Below are 26,272 nucleotides of genomic sequence, written 5' to 3' on the forward strand. Positions count from 1 at the left end.
GTGCGTACCCTCGCACATGACGACATTTCCACGTCTGGCCGCTTTCGCGCTGCTGGCCGGACTGGTCGCCGGCTGCTCATCGGGAGGCGGCTGGAACGACTACGTCGCAGCAGGCGATGCCGCGCCGCCCAGCCCGCAGCCGATGACCGTCGAGCAGATCTCGGCCAAGGTCGGCTGCAAGCCCAAGATGCAGGTGGAAGCCGAGGACATGCGCACCGCGTTCTGCAAGACGAAGGACGGCGAGTTCTTCGTCAACACCTTCAAGACCGAGAAGCTCAAGGACCAGTGGATGGACCAGGCGCCCGAGTACAACCCGCACCTGGTCGGCCCCAAGTGGACGGTGCTCGGGCCGCTGAAGGTGCTGGAGGTGCTCAAGGGCCCGCTCAACGGCGACCTGCACCTGACCGACCACCGGGTCTCCCAGACGCCGGCCCCCAAGTGACGCTGAACCCGGCTCGCCGCGGATCCGTACCTCCGCACATGACGACATTTCCCCGCCTGGCCGCCGTCGCGCTGCTGGCCGGACTGGTCGCCGGCTGCTCATCGGGGAGCGCCGGCGGCTATGTCGCGGCGGGCGCGCGGCCCGGCGCCGCCCCCCTCACCGTCGAGCAACTGGCCGCCAAGGTCGGGTGCGAGCCGCGGATGCAGGTGGACGCGCCGGAGATCCGTACCGGCTACTGCAAGACCCCCGACGGCGAGTTCTTCGTCACGACCTTCGCCGGCCAGAGCGGCAAGGAGGCCTGGATGGCCGCCGCTCCCGAGGACGACCCGCACCTGGTCGGCGACCTGTGGGCGGTGCTGGCCGGCCGGCAGGTGCTCGACCTGCTCGAGGAGCGGCTCGGCGGCGACCTGCACGTCAAGGACGCGGCGACCAAGGAGATGCGGGTCGTCGGCTGACGGCTCAGCCCGCCGCCACCAGGACCCGCTTCCTGAACACCCAGTACGTCCAACCCTGGTAGACCAGCACGAACGGCAGGGCGATCAGCCCGATCCAGCTCAGCATGGTCAGCGTGTACGGCCCCGACGCGGCCTCGGCCAGCGTCAGCCCCGGCAGCGGCCGCACCCGCAGCTCCATGAAGGCCGCCAGCGTGGTCAGCACGATCGCGCCGGCCGTCGCGCCGAACGCCCAGCCCTCCCTGCGCCGCCAGATCAGCGCCGTGGCCGCGGCCAGCGCCGCCATGGCGCCCAGCGCGGGGACGGTGCCGAGGCTCGACAGCGCGACCACCGCGACCGGCAGCGTCGCACCGGCGGCGGCCAGCGCGGCGGCCCTGGCGCGGCGGCGCAGCCGGCCGGTGGTCTTCAGCGCCAGGAAGACCCCGCCGTGCATGACGCACACGGCCAGCGTGAACAGACCGCCGGCCACGGCCGCGAGCACGCTGCCGAACAGCAGGTGGCCGAAGACCGCGCCCCACAGGAAGGCGGGCAGCACGCTGCCCGCCGCCACCGCGGCGTCGCACCAGGCCGGGTTCGCGACCTTGCCGCGCCACTCCAGGCCGATGCCGCGCAGGATCAGCCCGACCAGGATCAGCGTCACCGGCAGGTAGAACGTGCTGAACACGCCGGAGTACCAGGCGGGGAAGGCGGCGAACATGGCGCCGACCGCGGTGATCAGCCACACCTCGTTGCCGTCCCACACCGGGCCGATGGTCTGCAGGCCGGCCCGCCGCTCGCCGGCGTTTCTGCCGACGGCCGGGGCCAGCATGCCCACGCCGAAGTCGAAGCCTTCGAGGACGAAGTAGCCGGTCCACAGGAAGGCGATGATGGCGAACCACAATTCGATCATGACTAGCTCCTCGGCTCTCAGTACATGAGCGACGGTTCGAGCCGCTCGCGCGCGGGCTCGGGGGCCGGCTCCTCGATGCCCTTACGTACGTGCCGGGCCAGCAGCACGGCCTCGGCCACGGTGAAGACGCCGTACACGAGCGTGAAGACGGCCAGCGAGACGGCCACCTGGGTCACCGTCACGCCGGGGGAGACGCTCGCGGCCGTCAGCAGCTCACCGGCCACCGTCCACGGCTGGCGGCCGATCTCGCTGAGCAGCCAGCCCGCGATCACCGCGATCAGCGGCAGCGGCAGCGCGAGCAGCAGCGCCTTCGACAGCCACGCGGGGAAGTCCCGCTTGCGCCTGGTCAGCCACAGCCCGAGCACCGACAGCCCCACGGTGGCCAGCCCGAAGCCGATCATCACGCGGAACGACCAGAACACGACGGGCTGGTTCGGGCGGTAGTCGCCGGGGCCGAACCGCTCCTCGAACCGGCGCTGCAGGTCCTCGGTGCCCGCGACGACCGCGTCGGGGTCGTGGGCGGACAGGAAGCTCAGCACCTTGGGGATCTCGATGCCGGGGGCGATGCTGAACGGCGCGCCCGCCGTGTCGTGCTCAAGGCCCTCGGCGGCGGCCAGCTTCATCGGCTGCTGCTCGTACATGAGCCTGGCCGACATGTCGCCGGTGCCCGCGACGACCGCTCCGGCCAGCGCGGTCATCACCAGTGCCGCGCGGGCGGCGCCGCGCCACATGGCGGCGGCCTGCGTGCCGCGCGTGCGCAGCAGCCAGTAGCCGCAGACCGCGAGCACGAAGCCGCCCGCCACCACGAACGCACCGCCGATCACGTGCGGCACCTGGGCCAGCGCGGTGTCGTTGGTGAGCACCGCCCACAGGTCCGTCATCCTGGCCTTGCCGTCCACGACCTCGTAGCCGACCGGGTGCTTCATCCAGGCGTTGGCCGCGAGGATGAAGTAGGCCGACAGGTTGGAGCCGATGGCGGCCGCCCAGATGGTGGCCAGGTGCACCTTCTTCGGCAGCCGGTCCCAGCCGAAGATCCACAGTCCGAGGAACGTCGACTCCATGAAGAAGGCCAGCAGCGCCTCCATCGCCAGCGGCGCGCCGAAGACGTCGCCGACGAAGGTGGAGTACTCACTCCAGTTCATCCCGAACTGGAACTCCTGCACGATGCCGGTGACCACGCCCATGGCGAAGTTGATCAGGAACAGCTTGCCAAAGAACTTGGTCAGTTTGAGGTAGTGCTCCTTGCCCGTGCGGTGCCAGGCCGTCTGCAGGCCGGCTACGAAGATCCCGAGACCGATGGTCAGGGGCACGAACAGGAAGTGGTACACGGTGGTCACCCCGAACTGCCACCGAGCCAGGTCAAGTGCGTCCATCATCCCCGCCGAAAGAGTCGTTGCTCTACAAGCTGTAGTACATCTACTGCCAGTAGTACTACAGCTCGTAGAGCATTGGGGTGCGAGGTTCGTCACATCCCCGTGCCTACTGGATTCGTGCTTCGAGAATGCCCGGCTGGGGCGGGGTGCCGCGTCGTCCGCCGGACGGATCGTCCGGTACGTCAGAGGGCGGAGCTCAGCGCGGGTCGGCGGCGTCCAGGTACGCCTGGAGGTTGCCCAGCGCGTAGCCGCGGCGCTTGATCTTCTTCACCAGGATGCGGAAATCCCTGGCCAGGTTGGGGCGGAAGTGCAGCAGCAGGATGTCGCCTGGGCGCAGCCGCTTGTCGGGCACCTGGTAGGCGATCTTGCCGCCCGGCTGCACGGTCGCCGTCCACAGCAGCACGGCCCGCACGCCGCAGCTCTTGGCGGCCCGCAGCGTGTCGGTGTTGTAGTTGCCGAACGGCGGGCGGAACAGCGCCGGCCGCGTCCCGATCTCCTTTTTGATCAGCTGGGCCGAGCCGCAGATCTCGCGGCGCTGCGCCGCGCGGCCGAGCAGGCGGAGGTTGGGGTGGGTGAGCGTGTGGTTCTCGATGGCCGCGCCCGCGTCGCGGAGCTGCCGGAAATATCCCCACTTGCCGGCGCCGACGTAGCGGGCCGTGCCGCCCGCCTGGTCGGGCGTGCCCTTGGCCTCCACCGCGTCCCGCATGGCGAAGACCGTGATCGGGATGCGCTCGTCGCGCACCTGCCGGACGAACCCCGGGTCCTGCTCCCAGCCGTCGTCGATGGTCAGGAAGACCACCTTGCGCGTGGTGGGGATGGAGCTGATCACCGGTGGCAGGTCGCCGGTGCGGGCGATCGGGCGTACCTCGCCCTTGCGCGGCCTGACGCCCGGAGGCCCCTGCGGAACGGTGGCGCGGGGTGAGGCCGTCGCCCGCGGCGTCCGCTCCGGTGCGGCGGGATCGGCAGGCGCGGCCGTGCCGCCGGAGCCGCCGGAACCGCAGGCGGACAGGGCGAGCACGCACACGGCGCCCATTGCGCCCGCTTTCCTGTACGCCCGCCACATCTTCACCATCGGCCCCTATCTTGCCAGTCATGATCGACCGGCCCGTCCGCATCTGGCAGGTGTTGCCGTTAAGCCGCGGCGCCCCGGCTGCTTAGAGTGGCGACATGAACGTGGCGGGCAGTGTCGTGATCGGGGTGGACAGGGACCGGCTGTGGGCGGCGTTCCGCGACCCCGCCGTGCTGGTGCGGACCATCCCGGGGTGCGAGCGGCTTGAGGAGTGCGGTCCTGACACGTACCGGATGACGGTCAACGCGGGCGTCGCCTCCGTCAAGGGCGTCTACCAGGGCGAGGTGGCGCTGTCCGACCCCGTCCCGCCGGAGCGCTTCACGCTCAAGGCGCGCGGGCAGGGCGCGCCCGGCACCGTGGACGCCACCGTGCAGGTCAGGCTCAGCGAGGCCGACGGCGGCACCAGGGTGGACTACGACGCCGAAGCGGTCATCGGCGGCATGATCGGCGGCGTCGGTCAGCGCATGCTCGGCTCGGTGGCCAAGCGCACCGCGCAGGAGTTCTTCACCGCCGTCGAAGACCTCCTCCGCGCCCCGGTCCCGGCCGCCGTCCCTGCTGCGGAAGCCGGAGCCACGGAGGCCGGAGCGGTAGCGGCTGGTGCGCCGCTCGCGGGCGCGGGCGCCCAAGGGACGGGTGCGCTCACCTCCGGCGCGCCGCTCGCCGGCGCCGTCTACGAGCGGCCCGCCGAGCCGCGCACCCAGACCCGCCCGTGGGTGATGCTGGCCGCGTTCGGCGCCGGGGCCGGCGTGGCGCTGGCCGGGGTGACGCTGGGCTGGCTCCTGGGACGGGGCACCCGCCGCCGCGCCTGACAGTGCTGACCTCCGCGACTATCGCGGAAAAGGATCTCCCGGCGTAGCGTGGCTGGTATGCGGCAGGCACGCGCTGAAGACGCACGTACGGAGGCCAGGAGGATCGTCCGCAGCCTGCTCGGCGAGGAGCACCCGACGGCCGAGCGGCTGATCGGCGACGTGCGTCCCGTGCTCGGCGACGAGCGCACCGAGCGCGCGCTCGAGCTCGCCCGCGGCGCCGCGCTCACCCGGCGCTCCGCCGAGCTCGCCGCGCTCGCGGCGCTGCTCGTCGGCACCCGCGAGCTGGGCGTGGCCTGGTGGGAGAAGCCGCGCGGCGGGAAGCTGCCGCCGCCCGACGAGGTCGTGCGCACCGCCGTGGCCATCGAGCCGTGGACCGATCTCACCACGCTGGAGATGCTCGCCGCCTGGATCGCCGACGACGCCGCAGACGAGCTGTGGGGCGCGCCGGTCGCGCAGGTCGATCTCAACTCCTGGCAGGCCGAGGACCGCTTCGCGCTGCCGCCCGGCGTCAAGCCGGGTCAGCGGCTCGTCGTCCACTTCGACGCGGGCGGCCGGCTCGACGCGGTCGTCATCCGGCGCGCAGACGACGAGCTCGGCTCCAACCTCGACTTCCACTCGCTGCGCTACTCCCGGCCCGCCGAGGCCCAGTGGAGCTGGGGCGTCGCGGCCGGGCTCGGGCCGCACCGCCTGCCGGGCGAGAGCCCCGACCCGTACGCCCGCGGGGTCCCCGAGTCCGCCGCCGCCGTCCTGCGGGCCTGGGCGGTCCGCCATGGCGCCACCCGCGAGCAGCTCGGCGACCGGTGGGAGACGGTCGGCGACGTGGTGGCCGCCATCGAGCGGGTCGACTGGATGTGGCGCAGCGGCGAGTGGTTCGGCTGGTGGCGCGGGGCGTCGGCGCTGGTCGACGACTCGGCGTACCTGCCGTACCGGCTGGAGGAACTGGCCGCCGGATAGGCGAGGAATCTTGGCGGCCCGCGCGCGGTTTGCACCGGCATGAAGGTTGAGATCTTTTCAGATGTCGCGTGCCCCTGGTGCTACATCGGGCACACACGGTTCGACAAGGCCGCCGAGCGGTTCCGTGCCAAGGGCGGCACCATCGAGGTGACGATGCGCCCGTTCCAGCTCGACCCGAACGCGACGGCCGAGGGCCAGCCGCTGATCCCGATGATGGAGCGCAAGTTCGGTCCCCAGGCGAAGCAGATGGTCGAACGCGTCAAGGGCGTGGGCGCGGAAGAGGGCCTGGATCTGCGCTTCGAGGACGCCATGAGCGTCAGCACGTTCGAGGCGCACCGGCTCATCAGCGTCGCCACCAAGCAGGGCCGCGGCGAGGAGATGGCCGATCGGCTGTTCCGCGCCTACTTCACCGAGGGCCGCAACGTCGCCGACGCCGCCGTGCTGGCCGAGCTGGCGGCCGAGGTCGGCGTCACCGACACCGGCGAAGGGGCCGACGAGGTGCGCGAGCAGCTCGCCAGGGCGCACGCGCTGGGCATCAGCGGAGTGCCGCTCTTCCTCTTCGAGGGCAAGTACGCGGTCTCGGGCGCGCAGCCCGAAGACGCCTTCGCCGCCGCCATCGACGAGGTGGCCGAGCGCGTGGGGGAGACCCCGATCACCCAGCTCGCCGCCCCGGCCGACGGGTGCGCCGACGGCGCCTGCGCCATCTGACCGCCCGGTGGCAAGCCGCCAGATCCCCGTGCCGTCCCGCTCGTACGAGAGCCGCCGTCAGGCGGCGGAGCCCGACTCCGAGCCAGACCCCTCACCGAGCTGGCCGGCACGGTGGTGGCGGCGGCAGAGCACCTGATAGCGCACCGGCGCGTCGGCGGTGTCGCCGATCACGACCTGCTCGCCCGTGCGCACCATCTCCCCGCCCACGACGCGGGCGTTGAGCAGCCCAGGACGCCCGCACCAGCACAGCACCTCGACCTGCAGCCGGCACACCTCGTCGGCCAGCTCGAACAGCCGCTGCGCCGCGGGGAACATCACCGAGCGGAAGTCCGAGGCCAGCCCGAACGCGTAGACGTCCACGCCGTGCTCGTCCACCAGGTCGGCGAGCTGCTCGATCTGCGCGACGGTGTAGAAGCAGGCCTCGTCGCAGATCAGATAGTCGATGCGCTCGTCGTGCGAGGTGACGAGCGCCACCAGGTCGAGATCGTCCTCCACCTCGATCGCGTCCCGGCCGAGTCCGATCCTGCTGGTCACCCGGGGCCCGCCCGAGCGGTCGTGCTTGGTCAGCACCAGACCCCGCCTGCCCTGCCGTGCGTGGTTGTAGTTCATCTGCAGCGCCAGCGTGGACTTCCCGCAGTCCATCGGCCCGAAGTAGAACTTGAGCACGGCATCTCTGGCGCCCGCAGGTGCGGGGGACAAGGCAGACAGATCAGTCACGGGCCGCCAGCTTAGTGGCTTGGCTTGTTCCATGACCTCGTGGGACATTTCTCCCCTGGAGTTACAGGAGGACATCAGTGGTCACCGACAAACCAGCCTCGCTCGACGCCATGATGACGCAGGACGATCTCACCCCGGCCCAGGCCGACGCCAAGCGCTGGCGTTATGGTTTCCTCGTCGTCGTGGCGGGCATCGTCGCGGTCCTCGCGGCCTTCGGCGCGGCGGTGTTCGCCAGCGCCGAGTTCGCTCCCCTGTTCGCGGGCGTGGCGGGGGTGATCGGAACCATCATCGGCGCTTATTTCGGCGTTCAGGCAGGTCAGTCGGGTAAGGCCAGGGTGGAGGCCGAACTGGCCAGAACCCAGGAGATGGTCGTACGCCTGGCCGCGTACGTCGGCACGGAGAACGCGCCCCGAGTCATAGACGAAGTGCTCGGCCGGCGCCGGAGCTGAGGAGCCCATGCGTAGCGTCCGTATCGGAGTGGACACCGGAGGCACGTTCACCGACGTCGTGGCGGTGGACGAGCGGACCGGTGAGATCCTCACCACCAAGACCCCCTCGACCCCCGCGAACCCGGCCGACGGATTCCTCGCCGGCGTCGGCAAGCTGGGTCCGCTGGAGGTCTCCTCGATCGTCCACGGCACCACGGTGGCCACCAACAGGCTCCTCGAAGACCGCATCGAGAACCTCGGGTTCATCACGACGGAGGGCTTCGAGTTCATCCTGGAGATCGCCAGGCAGAGCGTGCCCGACGGCTACGGCAACTCCTACTTCTGGGTCAAGCCGCCCAGGATCGTCCCCGTCCACCTGGTCAAGACCGTCGGCGGGCGGCTCGACCACCGGGGCGAGGAGGTGCGGCCGTTCTCCGAGGAGCAGGCCGTCGAGGTGGCCCGCTGGTTCCGGGCCAAGGGGATCAACGCGATCGGCGTCTGCTTCCTGCACTCCTACGCCAACCCCGAGCACGAGCGGCGTATGCGCGACGTGCTGGCCCGCGAGCACCCCGGCGCGGTGGTCTCGCTCTCCAGCGACGTGCTGCGCGAATACCGCGAGTACGAGCGCTCGGTGACCACGCTCGTCGACGCCGCGGTCAAGCCGGCCATGCGCAGCTACCTGGCCAACCTGTCGAGCAGGCTCGGCAGGTCGTTCTCCGTCATGAAGTCCAACGGCGGCATCCTGTCGGCCCGCGAGGTCGTCAACCAGCCCATCACCACCGTCCTGTCGGGCCCGGCGGCCGGTGCGCTCGGCGCGGCGCTGCTCGCCCGCACGGCCGGCCACGACTCGGTGATCACCCTCGACGGCGGTGGCACCTCGACCGACGTGGCCGTGGTGATCGACGGCGAGCCCTCCATCACCACCGAGGGCACGATCGGCCGCTACCCCTGCAAGATCCCGATGATCGACATCGTCACCGTCGGGGCGGGCGGCGGCTCGATCGCCTGGATCTCGCCCGAGGGCACGCTCAAGGTCGGCCCCCGCTCGGCCGGCGCCGACCCCGGCCCCATCTGCTACGGCAGGGGCGGCACCGAGGTGACGGTCACCGACGCGCACGTCTTCCTCGGCCGCATCCCGCCGCACCTGCTGGGCGGGGAGATCCCGCTCGACGTCGACGCCGCACGGCACGGCATCGAGTCGCTGGCCGCCAAGCTGGGGCTCACACCGGAGCGCACCGCGACCGGCATCCTGGAGATCAGCGCGTTCAACCAGAGCAACGCCATCCGCCAGCTCACCGTCAAGCGGGGGCTCGACGTGCGGGACTTCCCGCTGGTGACCTTCGGCGGCTCGGGGCCGCTGCTGGCCTGCCGGCTGATCGACATCCTCGGCCTGCCGTCGGTCCTCGTGCCCCGCGACCCGGGCAACGTCTCGGCGTTCGGGCTGCTGTCCGTGGACGTCAAGAACGACTACGTCCGCACGTACGTCACCCGCGACCTCTCGCTCGGCAAGGCCGTCGAGATCTTCCACGACCTGGAGCTGCAGGCCGCCGAGGCGCTCGACCGCGAGGGCTTCACCGAGCCGATCTTCCAGCGCAGCGCCGACCTGCGCTACTACGGCCAGGCGTACGAGGTGCGGGTGCCCGCCCCCGCGGGCGAGATCGACGAGTCCTGGCACGCCGAGGTCGTCGCCCGCTTCCACGACGCCCACGAGAAGCTGTACGGCTACGCCTATCGCGACGACCCGCGCCACGGCGTCGAATGGGTCAACCTGCGCGTCTCCGGCACCGGCCCCATCGACCGCCCGGTCATCCCGCGCCTGGAGCGGCCGGGACAGGGCGCCACGTCGGTGCGTCCCGTGCACTTCGACGAGACCCGCGACACCCCGATCCACCAGCGCGCCGCGCTCGGTCCCGGGGCGACCGTCACCGGACCGGCGGTGATCGAGGAGTACGGCTCCACGATCCCCATCCACCCGGGCTTCACCGCCAAGGTCGACGAATACGGAAATGTGGAGATAAGTCGTGACTGATCCGATCCTGGTGGAGATCGTCGAGGGCACGCTCGCCTCCGTCGAGAAGGAGGTCGAGACCGCCATCGCGCGCACGGCCCGCTCGCCGATGATCCGCGACGCCCACGACTTCCGCGCCGGCATCCACGACGTCCGGCTGCGCAAGCTCACCGGACGCTCCTACAGCGCCCTCGTCCAGCCCATCGTCCGCGACTTCCCCATCGAGACGATGAAGCCCGGCGACGTCTACTTCCACAACGACGTCTACCTGTCAGAAGGCGGCATCGGCCACCTGCCCGACCTGTGCGTCACCGTCCCCGTCTTCCACGAGGGCGAGGTGGTCGCGTTCGTGCAGGCGTTCGGCCACCACGACGACATCGGCGGCTCGGTGCCCGGCTCCATGCCCTCCCACGCCCGCTCGGTCTACGAGGAGGGCCTGATGGTGCCGCCGATCAAGCTGCGCGACCAGGGCGTGCCCAACGAGGCCGCGCTGCGCATCATGACCCGCAACTCCCGCATGCCCGACTCGCTGGCCGGCGACCTCGACGCCGAGTGCTCGGCCTGCCTGATGGGCGCGCGGCGGCTCGCCGAGCTGTTCGAACGCTACGGCAGGCAGGCCGTCGAGGAGTGCTTCGACGCGATCATCGACAAGACCACCGAGACGTTCCGCAGGGAACTGCTGTCGAAGATCCCCGAGGGCACGTACGTGTGGGAGGACTACGCCGAGCACGACGGCGTGGACGAGCCGCGCCTGCACGCCCAGCGCATCACGCTCACCGTCGACCACTCCGCGCAGGCGCCGCTCACCATCGACTTCACCGGCACCTCGCCCCAGGCCAAGGGCCCCATCAACCACGCCGGCGACTACGCCGACGGCGTCTTTTTGAAGAAGTGGCTCGCCCCCGTGCTGCGCAACCTCGCCGACACGCCGGAGCGCATGGCCGAGCTTGACGTCAACGAGGGCGTCGTGCCGCTGATCAAGATGGTCTTCCCCGAGAAGGGCACCCTGCTCACGCCGATCTTCCCCGCCCCCACCAACGCCCGCACCTTCGTCATCCTGCGCCTGCTCGGCGTGCTCGCCGGCGTGCTGGCCAAGGCCACCGGCGGGCGCATGCCGGCCGACCAGGAGACCATCCGCTACACCGGCGTGTACGGGGTGGACGACGAGGGCCGGCCGTACCTGATGCGCGAGGTGCTCGGCGGCGGCTCCGGCGGACGCTGGTACGCCGACGGCGAGGACACCATTCACATCGTGCCCGACTCGCGCAACATCCCCGTCGAGTTCGCCGAGGCCCGCTGGCCGCTGCGGGTCGAACGGCTCGGCCTCGCCTGCGACTCCGGCGGTCCCGGCATGTTCAGGGGCGGGCTCGGCTACGACAAGCACATCAGGATGCTGCGCAACGCCTCGTACATGTCGATCGCGGACCGGTCGATCCTGTCCTGCTGGGGCGTCAACGGCGGGCTCGCCGGGCGGCCGTTCCGCGTCGAGATCAACGGCAAGGAGATGGAGGGGCTCGTCGACGACTACCCCGTACAGGCCGGCGAGGTGATCAGGATCCGTACCACCGGAGGCGGCGGCTGGGGCTCGCCGTACGATCGCGACCCGCGCGCGGTGGCGGCGGACGTGCGCGACGGCAAGGTGTCGATCGCGGGCGCACTCGGCGACTACGGCGTGGTGCTCGACGGCGACCGCATCGACGAGCAGGCGACGGCCGAGCTGCGCGCCCGCCTGCGGCCCCCGGCCGACCGCTTCTTCGACCGGGGACCCGGCTACGCCAAGCTCGCAGGCGGCCGCACCCACGCCGAGGTCGACGAGCTCTGACGCCCGCCACGGGGGCGGCCGCCGTTCCAGCGACGGCTCAGAAGCTGGCGAAGTAGGTGGCCGCCATGTCCTCGTCGCCGTGGCCCTGCGCCTCGGCGCGGCGGAACCGCTCACCGGCGGCGGCCACCACGTCGAGCCGCACCCCGGCGGCCTCGCCCGCCTCGGTGATCAGCCGGGTGTCCTTCTCGGCGTTGCGCACCGAGAACGCCGGCGCGAAGTCGCCCGCCAGGATGGCCTTGGACTTGGCCTGGAAGTACAGGCTGTCCAGCGGCCCGCCGCCGATCACGTCGAGGACCAGCTCGGGGTCGATCCCGAGCCCCTTGGCCAGGGCGAGCGCCTCGGCCACCACGGCGGTCGTGGAGACGGCGACGCTGACCGTGGCCAGCTTGAGCCGGGTGCCCGCGCCGCTCGCGCCGTCCTCGTCGAGCCAGAACGTACGCTTGCCGACCGCGCCGAACACCGGCTCCAGCGTCTTCCTCGCGGGCTCGGGGCCGGCCGCGAGGATGATCAGCGCGCCCTGCTCGGCGGGCTGCTTGGTGCCCTGCACCGGCGCGTCGACGAACGTCAGCCCGTGCTGCGCGGCCAGCGCCGCCAGCCGCTCGACGCCCGCCACGCCGACCGTGCTCATCTGCGCCCACACCTGGCCGGACCGCAGCCCCGGCGCGGCGGCGGTGATCGCCTCGTGCACCGCGTCGCCGTCGCTCAGCATAGTGACGATCACATCGGCGCCTTCGACCGCCCGCGCGGGCGAGTCCGCCACGGTGGCGCCGTCGGCCTCCAGGGGCCTGGCCTTGTCGAGCGTGCGGTTCCACACCGTGACCTTCAGACCGGCCTTGGCGAGATTGCGGGCCATGGGGAGCCCCATGATGCCCGTTCCGAGAACTGCAACAGAAGTCATATGGTGATCCTACGACTATTAAATGATCACTCACTTGGCCGGGGGGCGTGTGTGAAGATGGCGGCATGCGACCGTCCGGCATCATGGCCGTGCGTCACGGCGAGAGCGAGGCCAACCTCGCCTACCGGCTCGCGGGTGACCGGCCGCTGGTCTACGAGCGCGGCGACGACGAGGTGACGCTGACCGAGCTGGGCCGTACGCAGGCGGCGGCGCTCGGCGGGATGCTCGCCGCGCTGCCCGAGGACGAAGCCCCCGAGCTGGTGTGCTGCTCGCCGTACCGGCGGGCGCTGGACACCTGGGAGATCGCCGGGCGGGAGTGGGGCGCGCGCCCGCCCGTCATCGTGGACGACCGGCTGCGCGATCAGGAGCCGGGCGAGTTCGCCGGGCTCAACCTGGCCGCGCTGCGCGAGCGCTTCCCCGGCGAACTGGCGCGGCGCGAGGCCGAAGGCCCCTACGCCTACCGCCCGCCGGGCGGTGAGTCGCTGGCCGACGTCACGGTCAGGCTCCGCGACTTCCTCGCCGACGACCTGGGCGGGCGGGCCGACGGGCGGCGGCTGCTGATCGTCGCGCACGACTCCGTGGTGCTGGGGCTGCGCCACGTGCTCGGCGGGCGGCCCGACACGGAGCTCGCGGAGGTGCTGGCGTTCGCGCCGGTGCTGAACGGGTCGGTGTCGGTGTGGCGGGCGGGCGAGCTGGTCCGCTTCAACGACGTCACCCACCTCGCGTCGTGATCACGTTCTGATGACGAGATCGGCGCGCTCCTTCGTACGGTCGGCGGCGAACCACTCGCGCTCGGCCGCGAACCACTCCCGCCAGCGCGGCTCCAGCTCGGGCCCGTCGCGCTCCAGCACCCGCCGCATCCGCTCGGCGTCGTCGGCCTCCACCCACACGGTGTAGGCGAGCAGATCGGCCACCGAGGCCCGCGCCGTGCCGACCCCTTCGATCACCAGCGCCGGGGCCGGCGGCACCGCCACCTGTTCGGCGTACGCCCCGCGCACCCAGTCGTACCTGCGGAAACCGCCCGGCCGGCCGTGCTGGAGCGGGCGCAGGACCTGCGACTCCAGCAGGTGGAACCAGCCGCCTGGCCCCTCCTCCCACGGCACGGGGAAGTCGTCGCTGTGGATCACCTGGCAGCCGAGCTCGGCCCCGAGCCGTCCCGCGAACGTCGTCTTGCCCGATCCCGCGGGCCCGTCCACCGCCACCAGGCGTACGGGACCGCAGGACGGAGCCAGACCGGTGATGCGCGAAGCCAGATCGATCATCGCCATCAGGGTAGAGGAAGAGGGGCGGACGCCTGCGAGAATGTTCATTCACCCCATAACGCGCGTGGGAGGTTGGGATCGTGCTCGGACCCCTCAGCGGCATCGTCGTGCTCGATCTGTCCAGGGCCCTGGCCGGGCCGCACGCCGCACAGCTCCTCGGCGACCTGGGAGCACGGGTGATCAAGGTCGAGCATCCGGACGGAGGCGACGAGTCACGCGGCTGGGGGCCGCCCTTCGTCGGGCCTGATCACGACATCTCCACCTACTTCCTGGCAGCCAACCGCAACAAGCAGTCCATCGCCGTCGATCTGAAGTCCGATGAGGGCAAGCGGCTCATCAAGCGGCTCGTCCGCCAGAGCGACGTCCTGATCGAGAACTTCCGTACGGGAGTGCTCGACCGCCTCGGCTTCCCCGTCGAGCGGCTGCACGAGCTCAACCCCCGCCTCGTCATCCTGTCGATCACCGGCTTCGGCCACGACGGCCCCGAGGCCGGCCGCCCGGGCTACGACCAGATCGCCCAGGGCGAGGCCGGCCTGATGTCGCTGACCGGCCCTTCGCCCGATGAGCCCTACCGCGTCGGCGCGTCCATCGCCGATCTGCTGGCCGGCATCCACGGCGCGTACGGCGTGGCCTCCGCGCTCTTTGAGCGCGAGCGCACCGGCAAGGGCCGGGTGGTGCGCACGTCCCTGCTCGCCGCCGTCACCGGCGTTCACTCCTACCACGGCACCGCGTGGACGGTCGGCGGCCAGGTGCCCAGGGCGAGCGGCAACCATCACGCCTCCATCACCCCGTACGGCGCGTTCCGCTGCGCCGACGGCATGCTGCAGATCGCCGCGGGCAACGACAGCCAGTGGCGCAAGGTCGCCGCGCTCCTCGGCATCGACCCCGAGCAGCCGCGCTACGCCACCAACCGCGACCGGTTCCTGCACCGCGACGAGCTGATCGCCGACATGGAGAAGGCGCTGGCCGCCCACGACCGCGACCACTGGCTGGCCGAGCTGAGCGCGGCCGGCGTGCCCGCGGGCGCGATCAGGACGCTCGACGAGGTCTACGGCTGGGAGCAGACACGTTCGCAGGGCCTGGTCATCCAGGTCGATCACCCGGTGCTCGGCCCCATCGAGCTGCCGGGACCGCCGCTGCGCTTCGACGGCCTGCCTCCGATGACGCACACCGCCCCGCCCGCACTCGGCCAGGACGGCCCCTCCGTGCTCGCCTGGCTCGAGGAGCGCGAACGATGAGCGACGATCGGTGGCACCGGCGGGGGCGCTCGTGCGTCAACATTGCATCGTTGGCAGACATCTAGGGAGCGATAGTGAGCCGACCGGACGCGCGCACGCTGATTGACACGGTCCTTGACCGGGGGTCGTGGAAATCATGGGATGTGCCGCCCGCCGATCCGGCCGAGCCAGGCTCCTCCTACGCCGACGAGCTGGCCGCGGCCCGCATCAAGTCCGGCTACGACGAGGCCGTGATCACCGGCGAAGGGCTGCTCGGCGGCCGCAGGGTGGCCGTCGTCGCGTGCGAGTTCTCGTTCATGGCGGGCTCGATCGGGGTGGCCGCGGCCGAGCGGTTCGTCACCGCCGTCGAGCGCGCCACCCGCGAGCGGCTGCCGCTGCTCGCCGCGCCCGCCTCCGGCGGCACGCGCATGCAGGAGGGCGCGCTCGCGTTCGTCCAGATGGTGAAGATCACCGCGGCGATTCAGGCGCACCGCTCCGCCGGTCTGCCGTACGTGGTCTATCTGCGGCATCCGACGACCGGCGGCGTGTTCGCGTCGTCGGGGTCGCTCGGGCACGTCACGGCCGCCGAGCCTGGGGCACTGATCGGGTTCCTGGGGCCGCGGGTGTTCGAGTCGCTGCACGGCTACCCCTTTCCCGAGGGCGTGCAGGTCGCCGAGAACCTCCACCGCAAGGGCCTGCTGGACGCCGTCGTGTCGGCGGAGGAGGCCAGGGAGGTGGCGATCAGGGCGCTGTCCGTGCTGGCCGACGACGGCTCGGGCGTGGTCGCGGGCGAGCCGCCCGAGGAGGACCTGCGGCCGGTCGAGGCGTGGGAGGCCATCACCCGGTCCCGGCGCGACGACCGTCCCGGCGTACGCGCGCTGCTCAAGCTCGCCGCCACCGACGTCACCCCGCTCAGCGGCACCGGCGAGGGCGAGAACGAGCCGGGGCTGCTGCTCGCGCTGGCCAGGTTCGGCACCGCGCCGGCCGTGGTGCTCGGCCAGGACCGGCGCTTCCAGCGCACCAACGCGCCGCTCGGCCCGGCCGGGCTGCGGGTGGCCAGGCGCGGCATGCGCCTCGCGGCCGAGCTGGGCCTGCCGCTCGTCACCGTGATCGACACCGCGGGGGCCGACCTGTCGAAGGCGGCCGAGGAGGGCGGGCTGGCCGCCGAGATCGCGCGCTGCCTGGCCGACATGGTGACGCTCGAGGCGCCCACGGTCTGCCTGCTGCTCGGCGAGGGCGCGGGCGGGGCCGCGCTGGCGCTGCTGCCCGCCGACCGGGTGCTCTGCGCCCAGCACGCCTGGCTGTCGCCGCTGCCGCCCGAGGGCGCATCCGCCATCCTCTACCGCTCGGTCGACTTCGCCCCCGAGATCGCCCAGGCGCAGCGCATCCGCGCCACCGACCTGCGCAGCGACGGCATCGTGGACCGGGTCGTGCCCGAGCTACCCGACGCCGCGTACGAGCCGCGCCAGTTCTGCGAGCGGGTGGGGCGGGCGCTGGAGTACGAGATCGCGCACCTGCTGCGGCAGGGCAAGGAGGAGCGGCTGGCCGCCCGCCACGCCCGCTACCGCCACCTCCGCTGACCCGCCACCCGGCCCGGCCGGCCTCCGACCGGCGCGCAGGCCCGCGCCGGTCATCGCGCCTCCGGCGTGCCGGTGTGCGCGGAGGGCACCGCGACTCCGGCCCGCCGCAGCCCGCTAGGGCACCGGGATGCGTTCGATGCGGATGGAGGTGACCTCTTCGCGGGGCACGACGACCTCGTACGCCCCGTGATCGACCATCCAGTAGCCCAGCGCCTCGGCCTTCATCCCGCTGTGGCCGGTGTAGGCGATGTGCAGGCCGTCGTCGTCCTCGTCGAGCACGATGCACGGCTCGCCGCCGAACGCGCCGACGGTGCGGATGAGCACCAGCGACTCCACCTGGGAGCGCGGCACCGTCCGCCGCCAGTAGCCGGAGGCGGGCTCGAAGCCCTCCAGCTCGGTCTCGCTGAACAGCACCACCTGGTCGCTGTCGGGGCCGAGCGCCGCGGGCAGCGTGTGCTCGCCGAAGCGGGCGACGAAGCCCGAGGCGATCGGCGTGGTCTCGACGCTCATGCGGCGGGCCGCCAGGTCAGCCCGTCGTACTCGGCGAAGGGCCGCTCGCCCTCGGCGGTGACGTGGACGATCTGCGCCCCTGCCGGTATCGGCATGGGGATGGTGTGGAACTGCGGCACGACGTGCTCGGACGAGGTGGTGAACCCGTTGCCCGCGAACGGTGGCGCGTCGCTCCAGTCGCCGCCCATGTGGGGCCCGTAGGGCACCTGGTAGTTGTCGACGTCGCGGGCGTACCAGCGCATGACGTAGAGCTCGGGCACCTCGGCGAACAGCTCGGAGCCGTCGAAGGACAGATCGAGCCCGTAGAACAGCGCCTCGGGGGTGGTCAGCCTGACGCAGTCCTGGACGCGATAGACGTAGCCCGAGATGACCGTGCGCTTGCCCGACAGGTAGGGCACGAGCAGACGCGGCGGGACGACCTTCTGCATCTGCGTTCCACTCACGGGTCTACTTTACGATCGCTTGACCCCCGGATGGGCCACTCCCCGCTACAGAACGCGATGTTCGAGACACGGCAGGGTGGCGCGGGCGGTCGTCGTGAACTCGTGGTCGATCTCGACGAGGCGTACGCCGGGCCCGGTGCCCATGTCGGCGCGGACCACGCCGAGCGGATCGACCAGCATGCTGCGGCCCACGCCGTAGCCGTCGGACGACTCGGCGGGGTTGGGCGCCTGGCCGACGGCGGCGGTCCACATGGTGTTCTCCAGCGCCCGAGCCCTGACCAGGGTGATCCAGTGGTCCTCCTTGAGCGGCCCCGAGCCCCAGGCGGCGATCACCGCGAACAGCTCGGCGCCCTTGTCGACCAGCGCCCTGGCCAGCTCGGGGAAGCGCACGTCGTAGCAGGTGATCAGGCCCACCTTGAGCCCGGCGAGCTCGGCGACGACGGGCTCGGTGCCCGGCTCGACCAGGTCGGACTCCTTCGCGCCGAACGAGTCGAACAGGTGGATCTTCCGGTACGCCGCCGCGATCGCGCCCTGGGCGTCGATGGCCACGGCGGTGTTGCGCACGCGGTCTTCGCCGGTCTCGAACGTGCCGGCGATCACCGCGATGCCGTGGGCGCGGGCCGACTCGGCGAGCCCGGACACGAAGGGGCCGTCGAGCGGCTCGGCGAGGCTCGTGATGCGCCGCCCGTAGCGGGTGAGCGTGGCCTCGGGGAAGATCGCAAGGTCGGCGCCTTCGGCGGCGGCGATCGCCTCCCTGGCCCTCTTGAGATTGGCAGACGGGTCAGGGGACACCTGGATCTGGCAGAGGGCGATGGTCGTCACGGCTTGACTCTAGCCGGTTCGGCACGGGACGGAAGTAGGTGAGGCAGCGCCAGATCCACTCCAGGGGCCCGTACCGGAACCGCCCGAGCCACCACCGGCTGAACAGCGCCTGGACGACCAGCGTCACCGCCGCAAGGGCGGGCACGGACCAGCGGGTCGGGTCGGCGTTGAGCAGCGGCACGGCGAGCACGATCACGGCGGTGCCGGTGACGTAGTTGGTCAGCGCCATCTTGCCGAGCGGCTCCAGCACCGCCGACAGGCGGGGGCGCAGCACGAGCAGCAGGCCCAGCGAGTACGCCGCCGCGCCCGTGATCGCGGCCACGTTGTAGACGGCGCCGTCGCCGGTGGCCCGCCCGGCGGCCGTCAGCAGCGCGGTCGCGAGCGCCGTGACCGCGAACCCCGGCAGCAGCAGCTCGCGCGGCGGCCGCAGCCGCCACAGCGCCATGCCGAGCAGGAACAGCCCGGGGATCAGCAGCACGCCGCCGCCCACCATCAGCCCCCAGATGGTGACGATGACGCCGAGCAGCAGCACCGGCAGCCCGCCCGGCAGGAACGAGGCGGGCAGCAGCACCAGCGCGCCGTAGAAGGCGTAGTCGGTCAGCACCTCGCCCTCGTAGAAGGCGTGCTGCACCTTGCCGATGCACAACAGCCAGAACAGCCGGCTCAGCAGCGCCCACCTGCTGTTGCCGCGCAGGAACAGCAGGAAGCTGATGCCGAACAGCATCGAGAAGATGGGGTAGAAGCGGCTCTGGAACAGGGTCTCGATCGTCCAGTCGAGCGGGACGCGCGGCTCCTTGTGGGTGTGCTGCCAGGTGTTGACCAGCATGATGCCGCCCACCGCGAAGCCGCGTAGGGCGTCGAGCTCACGGATGCGCGTCACAGGACCCAGGTGAACCACCATACGAGGAATCCCGCGCCGATGGCGGCCGCGGTGATCTGTGGCCACCTCCGGTTGTGCAAAAGCGCCGCCAGAGTGAGCACCACGGAGACGACCGCGAGCCAGGCGTACCACTCGGTGATCGCCGGCACGCCGACGGTCAGGGCGCTGGCGTTGCTTGCGGCCAGTTCCCACACGGCCTGGCCGGTCAGCCCCGCGAACGCCAGCCCCGACAGCCCGCCGAACGCGGGCAGCGCGAGGCCCTTCAGCGCGGCCGTGACGAGCTGGATCAGGCAGGCCGCGGCGAACAGCGCGAACGGCACGGCCAGCCACGGCGTCTTCGCGATCTCGTACGGGGCTGCCGTCACGCGCAGCTCCACCGGCCGCGCCTCGGGGCAGGGGCCGGACGGCGGCGCCGCCGGGTCGGCCACGAACGCGGCTACCTTGCGCCGGGCGCAGTCGTCGGCGGCGAGGACGGAGTGAGACCTGTCGACTCGGGCGCCGAGCAGGGTGACCGGGGAAGCGGCCGGGTCGCGGCGGCCGGCCAGGACGTAGACGGGCGCTTTGAGCGTGGCCGTGGACAGCGCGGCGGGCTCGGGGGCTTCGGAGAGGTTCCAGGCGTCGCACACCGCCTTGTCGGCGGCGACGGTGAAGAGGCGGGACGCGGCGGGCGGGCGGCCGTCCTGGCAGCGTACGGCGTGATACAGTCCGGCCTCGCGCGCCGCGAGCTCGTCGCCGAGCCGCTCCACGAGCGGGCGCAGCAGCGCGTCGTCGCCCTCGGCCAGGGCGCTCACCAGCGCGGGCGCCACCGCGGCCGTCCCCGCGTCGCGCAGCGCCACGCCGAGCAGCGCGGCCAGGTCGTCGCCGCGCACCCGGGCCGTGAACTCCCTGCCGAGCAGCGGGTCCACCGCGCTCACCCGCGCCGGGCGGGCGTTCAGCCGGGCGACCGCCCGCTCGAAGGCGTCGCGCGCCCCCAGCCCGGCCATGACGGCGGCCGGGTCGTCCGCACCGTCGCCAGGCGGCGGGTACGAGCCGAGCACCACCGACCGCGTCCCCGCCGGATCGGCGGCGGCCACGGCCGCCATGACGCGGGCGGAGTAGCCGGTGCCGAGCAGGTTCCAGGTCTCGTAGCCGAGCTTGGAGCGCAGCGCGACCACGTCGGCCACGATCTCGCCCGTACGGTAGCCGCGCAGATCGACGCCCTGCCCGGCGAGCCGGTCGCGGCAGCGCGCGGCGGCGGCGCCCACGTCGGACGGCGGCTCGCGCAACCGCCCGAGCAGCGCCTGCGCCGTCTCGGGACAGGCCAGCGCGGGCCGCGACCACGCGCCGCCGCGCTGCTCGACCGTCACCACGTCACGGTCGGGGAACACGCGGGTCAGCCGCTCCAGGTGCCGCATCGACGGCGCGCCCGGCCCGCCGCCCATGAACACCACCGGGTCGGGCTTGCGGTCGCGGGCGAGCGAATGGCGCACCGCGTACGCCACCTTGATCGTGCGCCTGGGGGCCTCCCTGCGCTCGGGCACCTCGAGGAAGCCGCAGACCGTGCGGGCGGGCACGGGGACCGGGCAGGGACTCGGATCGGCCTGGGCCGGTGTCGCCGAGGGAGGCGCGGACAGGGCGAGGGCGAGCACGACCCGAATGAACACGGCACGAGACTAATAGTGTGGAGCCGTGACCGAACCACTTGTTGCCAGGATGCGCGCCTTCGGCACGACGATTTTCGCTGAGATGAGCGCGCTCGCCGTACAGACCGGATCGATCAACCTCGGGCAGGGCTTCCCCGACACCGACGGCCCGGCGGCGATGCTCGACCGCGCGGTGCAGGCGATCGGGGCGGGCGCCAACCAGTACCCGCCGGGACCCGGCGTGCTGGAGCTGCGGCAGGCGGTCAGCGAGCACCGTTCGGCGCACTACGGGCTCACCTACGACCCGGTGAGCGAGGTCCTCGTCACGGTGGGCGCCACGGAGGCGGTGGCGGCGAGCGTGCTCGCGCTCTGCGAGCCCGGCGACGAGGTGGTCGTCTTCGAGCCCTACTACGACTCCTACGCCGCATCCATCGCGCTGGCGCAGGCCAGGCTGGTCCCCGTCACCATGCGCCCGGTCGAGGGCCGCTTCACCTTCGACCCCGGCGAGCTGCGCGCCGCCGTCACGCCGCGCACCCGCGCGATCCTGGTCAACTCCCCGCACAATCCCACCGGCACCGTCTTCACCCGCGACGAGCTGACCGTCATCGCCGAGCTGTGCCGCGAGCGCGACCTGATCGCCATCACCGACGAGGTGTACGAGCACCTCACGTTCGACGGCGTCGAGCACATCCCGATCGCGACGCTGCCCGGCATGCGCGAGCGCACGGTGATGATCTCCTCGGCGGGCAAGACGTTCTCGGTCACCGGCTGGAAGACCGGCTGGGTCTGCGCGCCGCCCGCCCTGGTCACGGCGGTCTCGACGGTCAAGCAGTTCCTCACCTTCACCGCGAGCGCGCCGTGGCAGCTCGCGGTCGCGTACGGGCTGCGCCACGAGATGGAGTGGGTGAAGGCGCTCGCCTCCGGGCTCCAGGACAAGCGCGACCGCCTCATGGAGGGGCTGGCGGCGGCCGGGTTCTCGGTGCTGCGGCCCGCCGGCACGTACTTCGTCCAGACCGACATCCGGCCGCTGGGCTTCGAGGACGGCCTTGAGCTGACCCGCCGCCTGCCCGAGCTGGCCGGCGTGGTCGCGATCCCCACGCAGGTCTTCTACGACCGCCCCGAGCGCGGCCGCCACTTCGTCCGTTTCGCCTTCTGCAAGAAGGAGGAGGTCATCGACGAGGCGGTCTCCCGCCTGAAGCGCCTGTCGGCCTGAGCGGGCGTCGCGGTCCGGCCGCGCGCTTCTAGCGGCGCTCGCCCTTGCTCGCCTCGTCCAGCGGGGTCAGCGCCGCCGTGGCCTCCTCGTGCTCCATGCCGGTCGCCTGCAGCAGGTCCACCACGACCGAGCGCAGCTGGGCGATGATGACGTGCGCGGAGAAGCCCAGGCCCTTCGGGCGTTCCCTGGCGGCCACCGCGAGCAGCGCGTGGCGGGCCAGCGAGGGCTCACGTCCCGCGCCCAGCTCGAGCTGCAGCAGCAGCGCCGCCTCCGACACCTCGCGCATCGCCTCGGCCAGCGCCGCCGGAGGCGGGCTCGCCTCGCCGAGCGACGCCAGCGTCCGCCTGACCAGCACCCGGGTGTTGCGCAGCGCCAGGTCGACCGGCATGGCGGCGGTCTCGTACCGGGCCAGCCGGGCGCGCCGGTGCCAGTGCAGCGGGGAGATCATGGCGATCTCCTTGCTGGTCTCCAGCGCGGCCTCGAACTCGGCGACGGCGGCCTGCGTCGTACGGGCCTCCTCCAGCGCCTCGGCCGCCAGCTCCACGTCGCGCTTCTCGATCGCCTCGGCGGCGCGCTCCATCACGGTGGACAGCGCGTCGAGCACCCCCGACAGGTGTTTGGCCGCGATCGAGAACGGGCTCGCGGGCATCAGCGCCACCGCCGCGATGCCGACGATGCCGCCGGTGAGGGCGTCGAGCATCCGGTCGAGCCCGCCCACGTTCTCGCCCGGCAGCAGCGTGGCGACCAGCACCGCAGACGAGCCCGCCTGCGCGACGAACAGCGCCCCGCTGTTGAGCAGCACCGCCACCGTCATCGCCAGCGCCACGACCAGCGCGAGCTGCCAGGCGCCCGAGCCGATCCAGGACACCAGCAGGTCGCCCACGCCGACGCCGAGGCTCACCCCGACGACCAGCTCCACCAGCCGCCGCAGCCGCTGCCCGAGCCCGACGCCGATGCAGATCAGTACGGAGATCGGGGCGAAGAAGGGCCGGGGGTGGCCGAGCAGCTCGATGGCGATGAGCCAGGCGATGCCCGAGCCGACCGCGCATTGCGCGATGGAGGGCGCCGTCAGGGCGAACGTGCCCAGCCGTTCCTTGACGAGGTCGCTGAGCCTGGTACGCACCCCATCTACAATGGCGGATCTTTGTGACATCAAGGTCAAGTTTGCACCATATAACCCCTTTTATTGTGGATGGGGTCACATGGTGGACTCGTCGAGGAACGCGTCGACCGCCCGCAGGAACTCCTCGCGCGCTCCCACGTGGATCAGATGCCCCGCCTCGATCGTGACCAACCGTGCTCCCGGGATGCGCCCGGCGATGTCCGCCGCGTCGAGCGGGCTCGCCGCGCCGCCGGACAGCACCAGCGTGGGCGCCTTGATCGTGCCCAGCCCGGCCACCCAGGCGGGGTCGGGATCGATGAGCCGGCGTTCGGTCTCGTGCATCATCCGCCAGTCGAACGGCGCGGGACCGTCCTCCTCGATGGGCGGCCGTCCGGTGATCGGATGGTCGCTCCCGCCGTGCCCGCGCAGATCGGGGACGATGACGTGGCGACGGCGGCGATGAGCGCAGGTTGACATCACCGCCGGTCTACGTGGGCACACATTGACCATGAACCCCGCTGGCCGGCTCGGTAGCGTCAGCGGAAACCGGGCAGGAGGAGGGCAACGCATGCCGGAACCGATCGAAGTGCGCAAGGTGCCGATCGAGAGCGTCACCGACGCCTCCGGCCTGTCACGCCTCATCGACGACGGCGTGATCGAGGCCGCACGCGTGCTCGCCGTCATCGGCAAGACCGAGGGCAACGGCGGCGTCAACGACTACACGCGCATCCTGGCCGACCGCGCCTTCCGCGAGGTGCTGGCCGAAAACGGGCATCCGGCGCCGGAGAGCGTGCCGCTGGTGTGGTCGGGCGGCACCGACGGCGTGCTCAGCCCGCACGCGACCATCTTCGCCACCACGGCGGACGCCCCCGCGACGGACGAGCCGCGGCTGTCGGTCGGCGTGGCCATGAGCGAGGTCATCCTGCCCGAGGACATCGGCCGCCCGGCCATGGTGGAGAAGGTCGCGGCGGGCGTACGCGAGGCCATGAAGATCGCCGGCATCGACGACCCGCGCGACGTGCACTACGTACAGACCAAGACGCCGCTGCTCACGCTCGCGACGATCAGCGACGCCAAGAGCCGCGGGCAGACCACCGCCATCGAGGAGACCGGCCCCTCGATGGACCTGTCCAACTCCACCGCCGCGCTCGGCATCGCGGTCGCGCTCGGCGAGATCGAGATGCCCCGCGAGGACCAGATCCACACGGACCTGTCGCTGTACTCCTCGGTTGCCTCCTGCTCGTCCGGCGTCGAGCTCGACCGGGCGCAGATCGTGCTGGTCGGCAACGTACGCGGGATCGGCGGGCGCTACCGCATCGGCCACAGCGTCATGAAGGACGCGCTCGACGCCGACGGCATCTGGGAGGCCATCAGGGACTCCGGCATCCCGCTGCCCGAACGCCCCCACCCGTCCGATCTGAAGGGCCGGCTGGTGAACGTCTTCATGAAGTGCGAGGCCGACCCGTCGGGGCGGGTGCGCGGGCGGCGCAACATCATGCTGGACGACTCCGACGTGCACTGGCATCGGCAGATCAAGGCCGCCGTCGGCGGTGTCGCGGCCTCGGTGACCGGGGATCCCGCGGTGTTCGTGTCGGTGGCGGCCGTGCACCAGGGGCCGTCGGGCGGCGGCCCGGTCGCGGCCATCGCCGACCTGGGCTAGCACCCGGCCGGTCTTCCGGCGGGAGCGGGGCGGGCGCCGGATAGGCTCGTACGTTGTGCCGAACATCCCGCAACCACTCGACCCGCACGACGACGGCTCCGCCGCCCCCGCCGTGACCGCCGCACTGGCCGCCTACGACGCGGGCACCGGCGGCCCCGCTGAGGTGCTCAACGCGCTCAGCACGGCCCGCCTGCTGGTCCCCGTGGTCGCGCTGCTGACCGAGACCGAGGTCGGCGCCCACGGGCTGCGGCAGGAGAAGGAGAGCGAGATGGCGCTGCCCAAGCTCGTCGGCAAGGACGGCAGGCAGGCGGTGCTCGCGTTCACCGGCACGGAGTCGCTGACCCGCTGGCGGCCCGACGCCCGCCCCATCCAGGCCACCACGCTGCAGGTCTGCAAGGCCGCCGTGCAGGAGCAGGCGGCGGCGGTCGTGGTGGACGTCGCGGGTCCCGTGCAGTTCGTGATCGAGGGCGACGTGCTCGCCGCGCTGGCCGCCGTCGAGTCCGGCACGGTGAGCGAGCTGAGCGGGGTCACCGTGGCCAGGGTCGCCCCCGGCCCGGCACCGGCCAAGCCCAAGCGGCGGTGGTTCTCCAGAAAGAGCCGCTGACCCGCGGCCCTGGGGCGTGATCCGCGCGAAGCAGCCGGGCGGGCCGCCGACCGCGCGGGATGTGATCCGGGCGGGCGGGCCGCTGACCGCGCGGGATGTGATCCGGCCGGGCGGGCCGCTCGCCGCGCCATACCCGTTGCGCGCATCGGCCGCGGGAGGGCGGGGAGCGGGCTAGGTTCTGCGGCGTGCTCGCACTCATGGCGGCGATCGGCCTGATCTGCGGCGCCCGGATCAGGGCGCTGGCCGGCACCTACGACGACGGCCACGCGCCGGCACCGGGCCCCCTGGTGATCGAGCTGGCCGCCGCGGCCCTGGTGACCGTGATCGCGTGGCGGGCCGGTCCCGCGTACGCGTGCTTCGCCGTCATCGGCACCGCCCTGGCCGTCATCGACTGGCGCACGTACACGCTGCCCGACGCGATCACGCTGCCGGCGTACCCGATCATGGCGCTCGCGCTCCTTCCGGCGGGAGAGCTGCCGGCCGCGCTGGCCGGCGGTGCCGCGCTCATCGCGGTCTACGGCGTGCTGTGGCTGGTCAGGCCGGAGGCGATGGGGTTCGGCGACGTCAAGCTCGCCGGGCTCATCGGCATGGCGTGCGGCCCGCTGGGCTGGCCCGCGGTCGCCGCGGCGGCACTCGCCGGGCAGGTGTTCGGCGCCCTGTACGCCCTGTTCCTCCTGCTGTCCCGGCGCGGCACCCGGGACACCCAGTTCCCCTTCGGCCCCTTCATGCTGCTCGGCGCGTTCACGACACTCTGTCTCGCTGGGTGAGCGGAGGGACATCCCACTCGG

28 protein-coding genes are annotated in these 26,272 nt (G+C 72.2%); 15 read left to right on the forward strand and 13 right to left on the reverse strand.

The window, feature by feature from the left end; translation table 11 throughout:
• Nucleotides 1-16 precede the first annotated feature (16 nt).
• On the forward strand, nt 17-442 hold the full coding sequence (locus AB0K67_RS31275) for a hypothetical protein (protein ID WP_364067457.1): 426 nt from the start codon (nt 17-19) through the stop codon (nt 440-442).
• Nucleotides 443-480: 38 nt separating this feature from the next.
• Nucleotides 481-897 carry a hypothetical protein gene (locus tag AB0K67_RS31280; protein WP_364067459.1) on the forward strand — a complete coding sequence of 139 codons (417 nt, stop codon included), beginning with the start codon at nt 481-483 and terminating at the stop codon, nt 895-897.
• A gap of 4 nt (nt 898-901) precedes the next feature.
• Here the strand turns inward: AB0K67_RS31280 and cydB are convergent, their stop codons facing one another.
• From cydB to AB0K67_RS31295, 3 genes are all read right to left on the reverse strand, one after another.
• A complete protein-coding gene (gene cydB / locus AB0K67_RS31285) occupies nt 902-1,783 on the reverse strand; it encodes a cytochrome d ubiquinol oxidase subunit II (RefSeq protein ID WP_364067461.1) in 882 nt (293 codons plus the stop codon).
• 17 nt (nt 1,784-1,800) lie between these two features.
• Complete coding sequence (locus AB0K67_RS31290) at nt 1,801-3,156, reverse strand: cytochrome ubiquinol oxidase subunit I (protein WP_364067704.1); 1,356 nt, start codon at nt 3,154-3,156, stop codon at nt 1,801-1,803.
• Between the two features lie 196 nt (nt 3,157-3,352).
• On the reverse strand, nt 3,353-4,189 hold the full coding sequence (locus AB0K67_RS31295) for a polysaccharide deacetylase family protein (RefSeq protein ID WP_364067463.1): 837 nt from the start codon (nt 4,187-4,189) through the stop codon (nt 3,353-3,355).
• Nucleotides 4,190-4,323: 134 nt separating this feature from the next.
• Between AB0K67_RS31295 and AB0K67_RS31300 the strand changes: the two genes are divergently transcribed.
• The 3 genes from AB0K67_RS31300 to AB0K67_RS31310 are packed head-to-tail and all read left to right on the forward strand — an operon-like array spanning nt 4,324 to nt 6,696.
• A complete protein-coding gene (locus tag AB0K67_RS31300) occupies nt 4,324-5,034 on the forward strand; it encodes a carbon monoxide dehydrogenase subunit G (RefSeq protein WP_364067465.1) in 711 nt (236 codons plus the stop codon).
• A gap of 57 nt (nt 5,035-5,091) precedes the next feature.
• Complete coding sequence (locus AB0K67_RS31305; RefSeq protein WP_364067467.1) at nt 5,092-5,988, forward strand: hypothetical protein; 897 nt, start codon at nt 5,092-5,094, stop codon at nt 5,986-5,988.
• 39 nt (nt 5,989-6,027) lie between these two features.
• A complete protein-coding gene (locus AB0K67_RS31310; protein WP_364067469.1) occupies nt 6,028-6,696 on the forward strand; it encodes a DsbA family oxidoreductase in 669 nt (222 codons plus the stop codon).
• Nucleotides 6,697-6,753: 57 nt separating this feature from the next.
• Here the strand turns inward: AB0K67_RS31310 and AB0K67_RS31315 are convergent, their stop codons facing one another.
• Nucleotides 6,754-7,413, reverse strand: coding sequence for a thymidine kinase (locus AB0K67_RS31315; protein ID WP_364067471.1), 660 nt, complete (start codon nt 7,411-7,413; stop codon nt 6,754-6,756).
• A 77-nt stretch (nt 7,414-7,490) separates the two neighbouring features.
• Between AB0K67_RS31315 and AB0K67_RS31320 the strand changes: the two genes are divergently transcribed.
• Genes AB0K67_RS31320 through AB0K67_RS31330 form a run of 3 tightly spaced genes read left to right on the forward strand, consistent with a single transcriptional unit; the run spans nt 7,491 to nt 11,671 of the window.
• Complete coding sequence (locus tag AB0K67_RS31320; protein WP_364067472.1) at nt 7,491-7,862, forward strand: hypothetical protein; 372 nt, start codon at nt 7,491-7,493, stop codon at nt 7,860-7,862.
• A 7-nt stretch (nt 7,863-7,869) separates the two neighbouring features.
• The gene (locus AB0K67_RS31325) at nt 7,870-9,870 is read left to right on the forward strand and encodes a hydantoinase/oxoprolinase family protein (RefSeq protein ID WP_364067474.1); all 2,001 of its coding nucleotides are present in this window, start codon (nt 7,870-7,872) and stop codon (nt 9,868-9,870) included.
• Nucleotides 9,863-11,671 (forward strand): hydantoinase B/oxoprolinase family protein, encoded by a 1,809-nt coding sequence (locus AB0K67_RS31330; protein WP_364067476.1) that lies wholly within the window; start codon nt 9,863-9,865, stop codon nt 11,669-11,671. Before AB0K67_RS31325 ends, AB0K67_RS31330 begins: the two co-directional genes overlap by 8 nt.
• Nucleotides 11,672-11,708: 37 nt before the next feature.
• Here AB0K67_RS31330 and AB0K67_RS31335 read toward each other — a convergent pair whose 3' ends face one another.
• Nucleotides 11,709-12,569: an NAD(P)-dependent oxidoreductase gene (locus tag AB0K67_RS31335; protein ID WP_364067478.1), complete on the reverse strand. Its 861-nt coding sequence runs from the start codon at nt 12,567-12,569 to the stop codon at nt 11,709-11,711.
• A 65-nt stretch (nt 12,570-12,634) separates the two neighbouring features.
• Between AB0K67_RS31335 and AB0K67_RS31340 the strand changes: the two genes are divergently transcribed.
• Nucleotides 12,635-13,300, forward strand: a complete 666-nt coding sequence (locus AB0K67_RS31340) for a histidine phosphatase family protein (RefSeq protein WP_364067480.1) — start codon at nt 12,635-12,637, stop codon at nt 13,298-13,300.
• Here the strand turns inward: AB0K67_RS31340 and AB0K67_RS31345 are convergent, their stop codons facing one another.
• Nucleotides 13,301-13,831, reverse strand: coding sequence for a hypothetical protein (locus tag AB0K67_RS31345; protein ID WP_364067482.1), 531 nt, complete (start codon nt 13,829-13,831; stop codon nt 13,301-13,303).
• A gap of 80 nt (nt 13,832-13,911) precedes the next feature.
• Here AB0K67_RS31345 and AB0K67_RS31350 point away from each other — a divergent pair, with 80 nt between their 5' ends.
• Nucleotides 13,912-15,069 (forward strand): CoA transferase, encoded by a 1,158-nt coding sequence (locus AB0K67_RS31350; RefSeq protein ID WP_364067484.1) that lies wholly within the window; start codon nt 13,912-13,914, stop codon nt 15,067-15,069.
• Between the two features lie 74 nt (nt 15,070-15,143).
• Nucleotides 15,144-16,628, forward strand: a complete 1,485-nt coding sequence (locus AB0K67_RS31355; RefSeq protein WP_364067486.1) for a carboxyl transferase domain-containing protein — start codon at nt 15,144-15,146, stop codon at nt 16,626-16,628.
• A gap of 114 nt (nt 16,629-16,742) precedes the next feature.
• Here AB0K67_RS31355 and AB0K67_RS31360 read toward each other — a convergent pair whose 3' ends face one another.
• Genes AB0K67_RS31360 through AB0K67_RS31380 form a run of 5 tightly spaced genes read right to left on the reverse strand, consistent with a single transcriptional unit; the run spans nt 16,743 to nt 20,926 of the window.
• Nucleotides 16,743-17,138, reverse strand: coding sequence for a hypothetical protein (locus AB0K67_RS31360; RefSeq protein ID WP_364067488.1), 396 nt, complete (start codon nt 17,136-17,138; stop codon nt 16,743-16,745).
• Entirely contained in the window at nt 17,135-17,581 is a 447-nt protein-coding gene (locus AB0K67_RS31365) for a hypothetical protein (protein WP_364067490.1), read from the reverse strand. The genes AB0K67_RS31360 and AB0K67_RS31365 overlap by 4 nt, the downstream gene beginning before the upstream one ends.
• A 45-nt stretch (nt 17,582-17,626) precedes the next feature.
• The gene (locus AB0K67_RS31370) at nt 17,627-18,403 is read right to left on the reverse strand and encodes a carbon-nitrogen hydrolase family protein (RefSeq protein WP_364067492.1); all 777 of its coding nucleotides are present in this window, start codon (nt 18,401-18,403) and stop codon (nt 17,627-17,629) included.
• Nucleotides 18,363-19,283 (reverse strand): DUF418 domain-containing protein, encoded by a 921-nt coding sequence (locus AB0K67_RS31375; RefSeq protein WP_364067494.1) that lies wholly within the window; start codon nt 19,281-19,283, stop codon nt 18,363-18,365. Before AB0K67_RS31375 ends, AB0K67_RS31370 begins: the two co-directional genes overlap by 41 nt.
• Nucleotides 19,280-20,926, reverse strand: a complete 1,647-nt coding sequence (locus tag AB0K67_RS31380) for a hypothetical protein (RefSeq protein WP_364067496.1) — start codon at nt 20,924-20,926, stop codon at nt 19,280-19,282. Before AB0K67_RS31380 ends, AB0K67_RS31375 begins: the two co-directional genes overlap by 4 nt.
• A 25-nt stretch (nt 20,927-20,951) precedes the next feature.
• Between AB0K67_RS31380 and AB0K67_RS31385 the strand changes: the two genes are divergently transcribed.
• Nucleotides 20,952-22,118: a pyridoxal phosphate-dependent aminotransferase gene (locus tag AB0K67_RS31385; protein WP_364067498.1), complete on the forward strand. Its 1,167-nt coding sequence runs from the start codon at nt 20,952-20,954 to the stop codon at nt 22,116-22,118.
• Nucleotides 22,119-22,146: 28 nt separating this feature from the next.
• On the opposite strand, the gene AB0K67_RS31390 is transcribed toward AB0K67_RS31385, so the two are convergent.
• Nucleotides 22,147-23,241, reverse strand: coding sequence for an FUSC family protein (locus AB0K67_RS31390; protein WP_364067500.1), 1,095 nt, complete (start codon nt 23,239-23,241; stop codon nt 22,147-22,149).
• Between the two features lie 75 nt (nt 23,242-23,316).
• Nucleotides 23,317-23,697 carry an alpha/beta hydrolase gene (locus AB0K67_RS31395; RefSeq protein ID WP_364067502.1) on the reverse strand — a complete coding sequence of 127 codons (381 nt, stop codon included), beginning with the start codon at nt 23,695-23,697 and terminating at the stop codon, nt 23,317-23,319.
• A 91-nt stretch (nt 23,698-23,788) separates the two neighbouring features.
• Between AB0K67_RS31395 and AB0K67_RS31400 the strand changes: the two genes are divergently transcribed.
• From AB0K67_RS31400 to AB0K67_RS31410, 3 genes are all read left to right on the forward strand, one after another.
• Nucleotides 23,789-24,880 carry a ring-opening amidohydrolase gene (locus tag AB0K67_RS31400; RefSeq protein ID WP_364067504.1) on the forward strand — a complete coding sequence of 364 codons (1,092 nt, stop codon included), beginning with the start codon at nt 23,789-23,791 and terminating at the stop codon, nt 24,878-24,880.
• A gap of 55 nt (nt 24,881-24,935) precedes the next feature.
• Nucleotides 24,936-25,484 carry an SseB family protein gene (locus AB0K67_RS31405; protein WP_364067506.1) on the forward strand — a complete coding sequence of 183 codons (549 nt, stop codon included), beginning with the start codon at nt 24,936-24,938 and terminating at the stop codon, nt 25,482-25,484.
• A gap of 185 nt (nt 25,485-25,669) precedes the next feature.
• On the forward strand, nt 25,670-26,251 hold the full coding sequence (locus tag AB0K67_RS31410; RefSeq protein ID WP_364067508.1) for an A24 family peptidase: 582 nt from the start codon (nt 25,670-25,672) through the stop codon (nt 26,249-26,251).
• Nucleotides 26,252-26,272: the final 21 nt, after the last annotated feature.

Origin of the sequence: Nonomuraea sp. NPDC052634 (genome assembly GCF_040678535.1) — a bacterium.
Classification (GTDB): Bacteria; Actinomycetota; Actinomycetes; order Streptosporangiales; family Streptosporangiaceae; genus Nonomuraea; species Nonomuraea fastidiosa.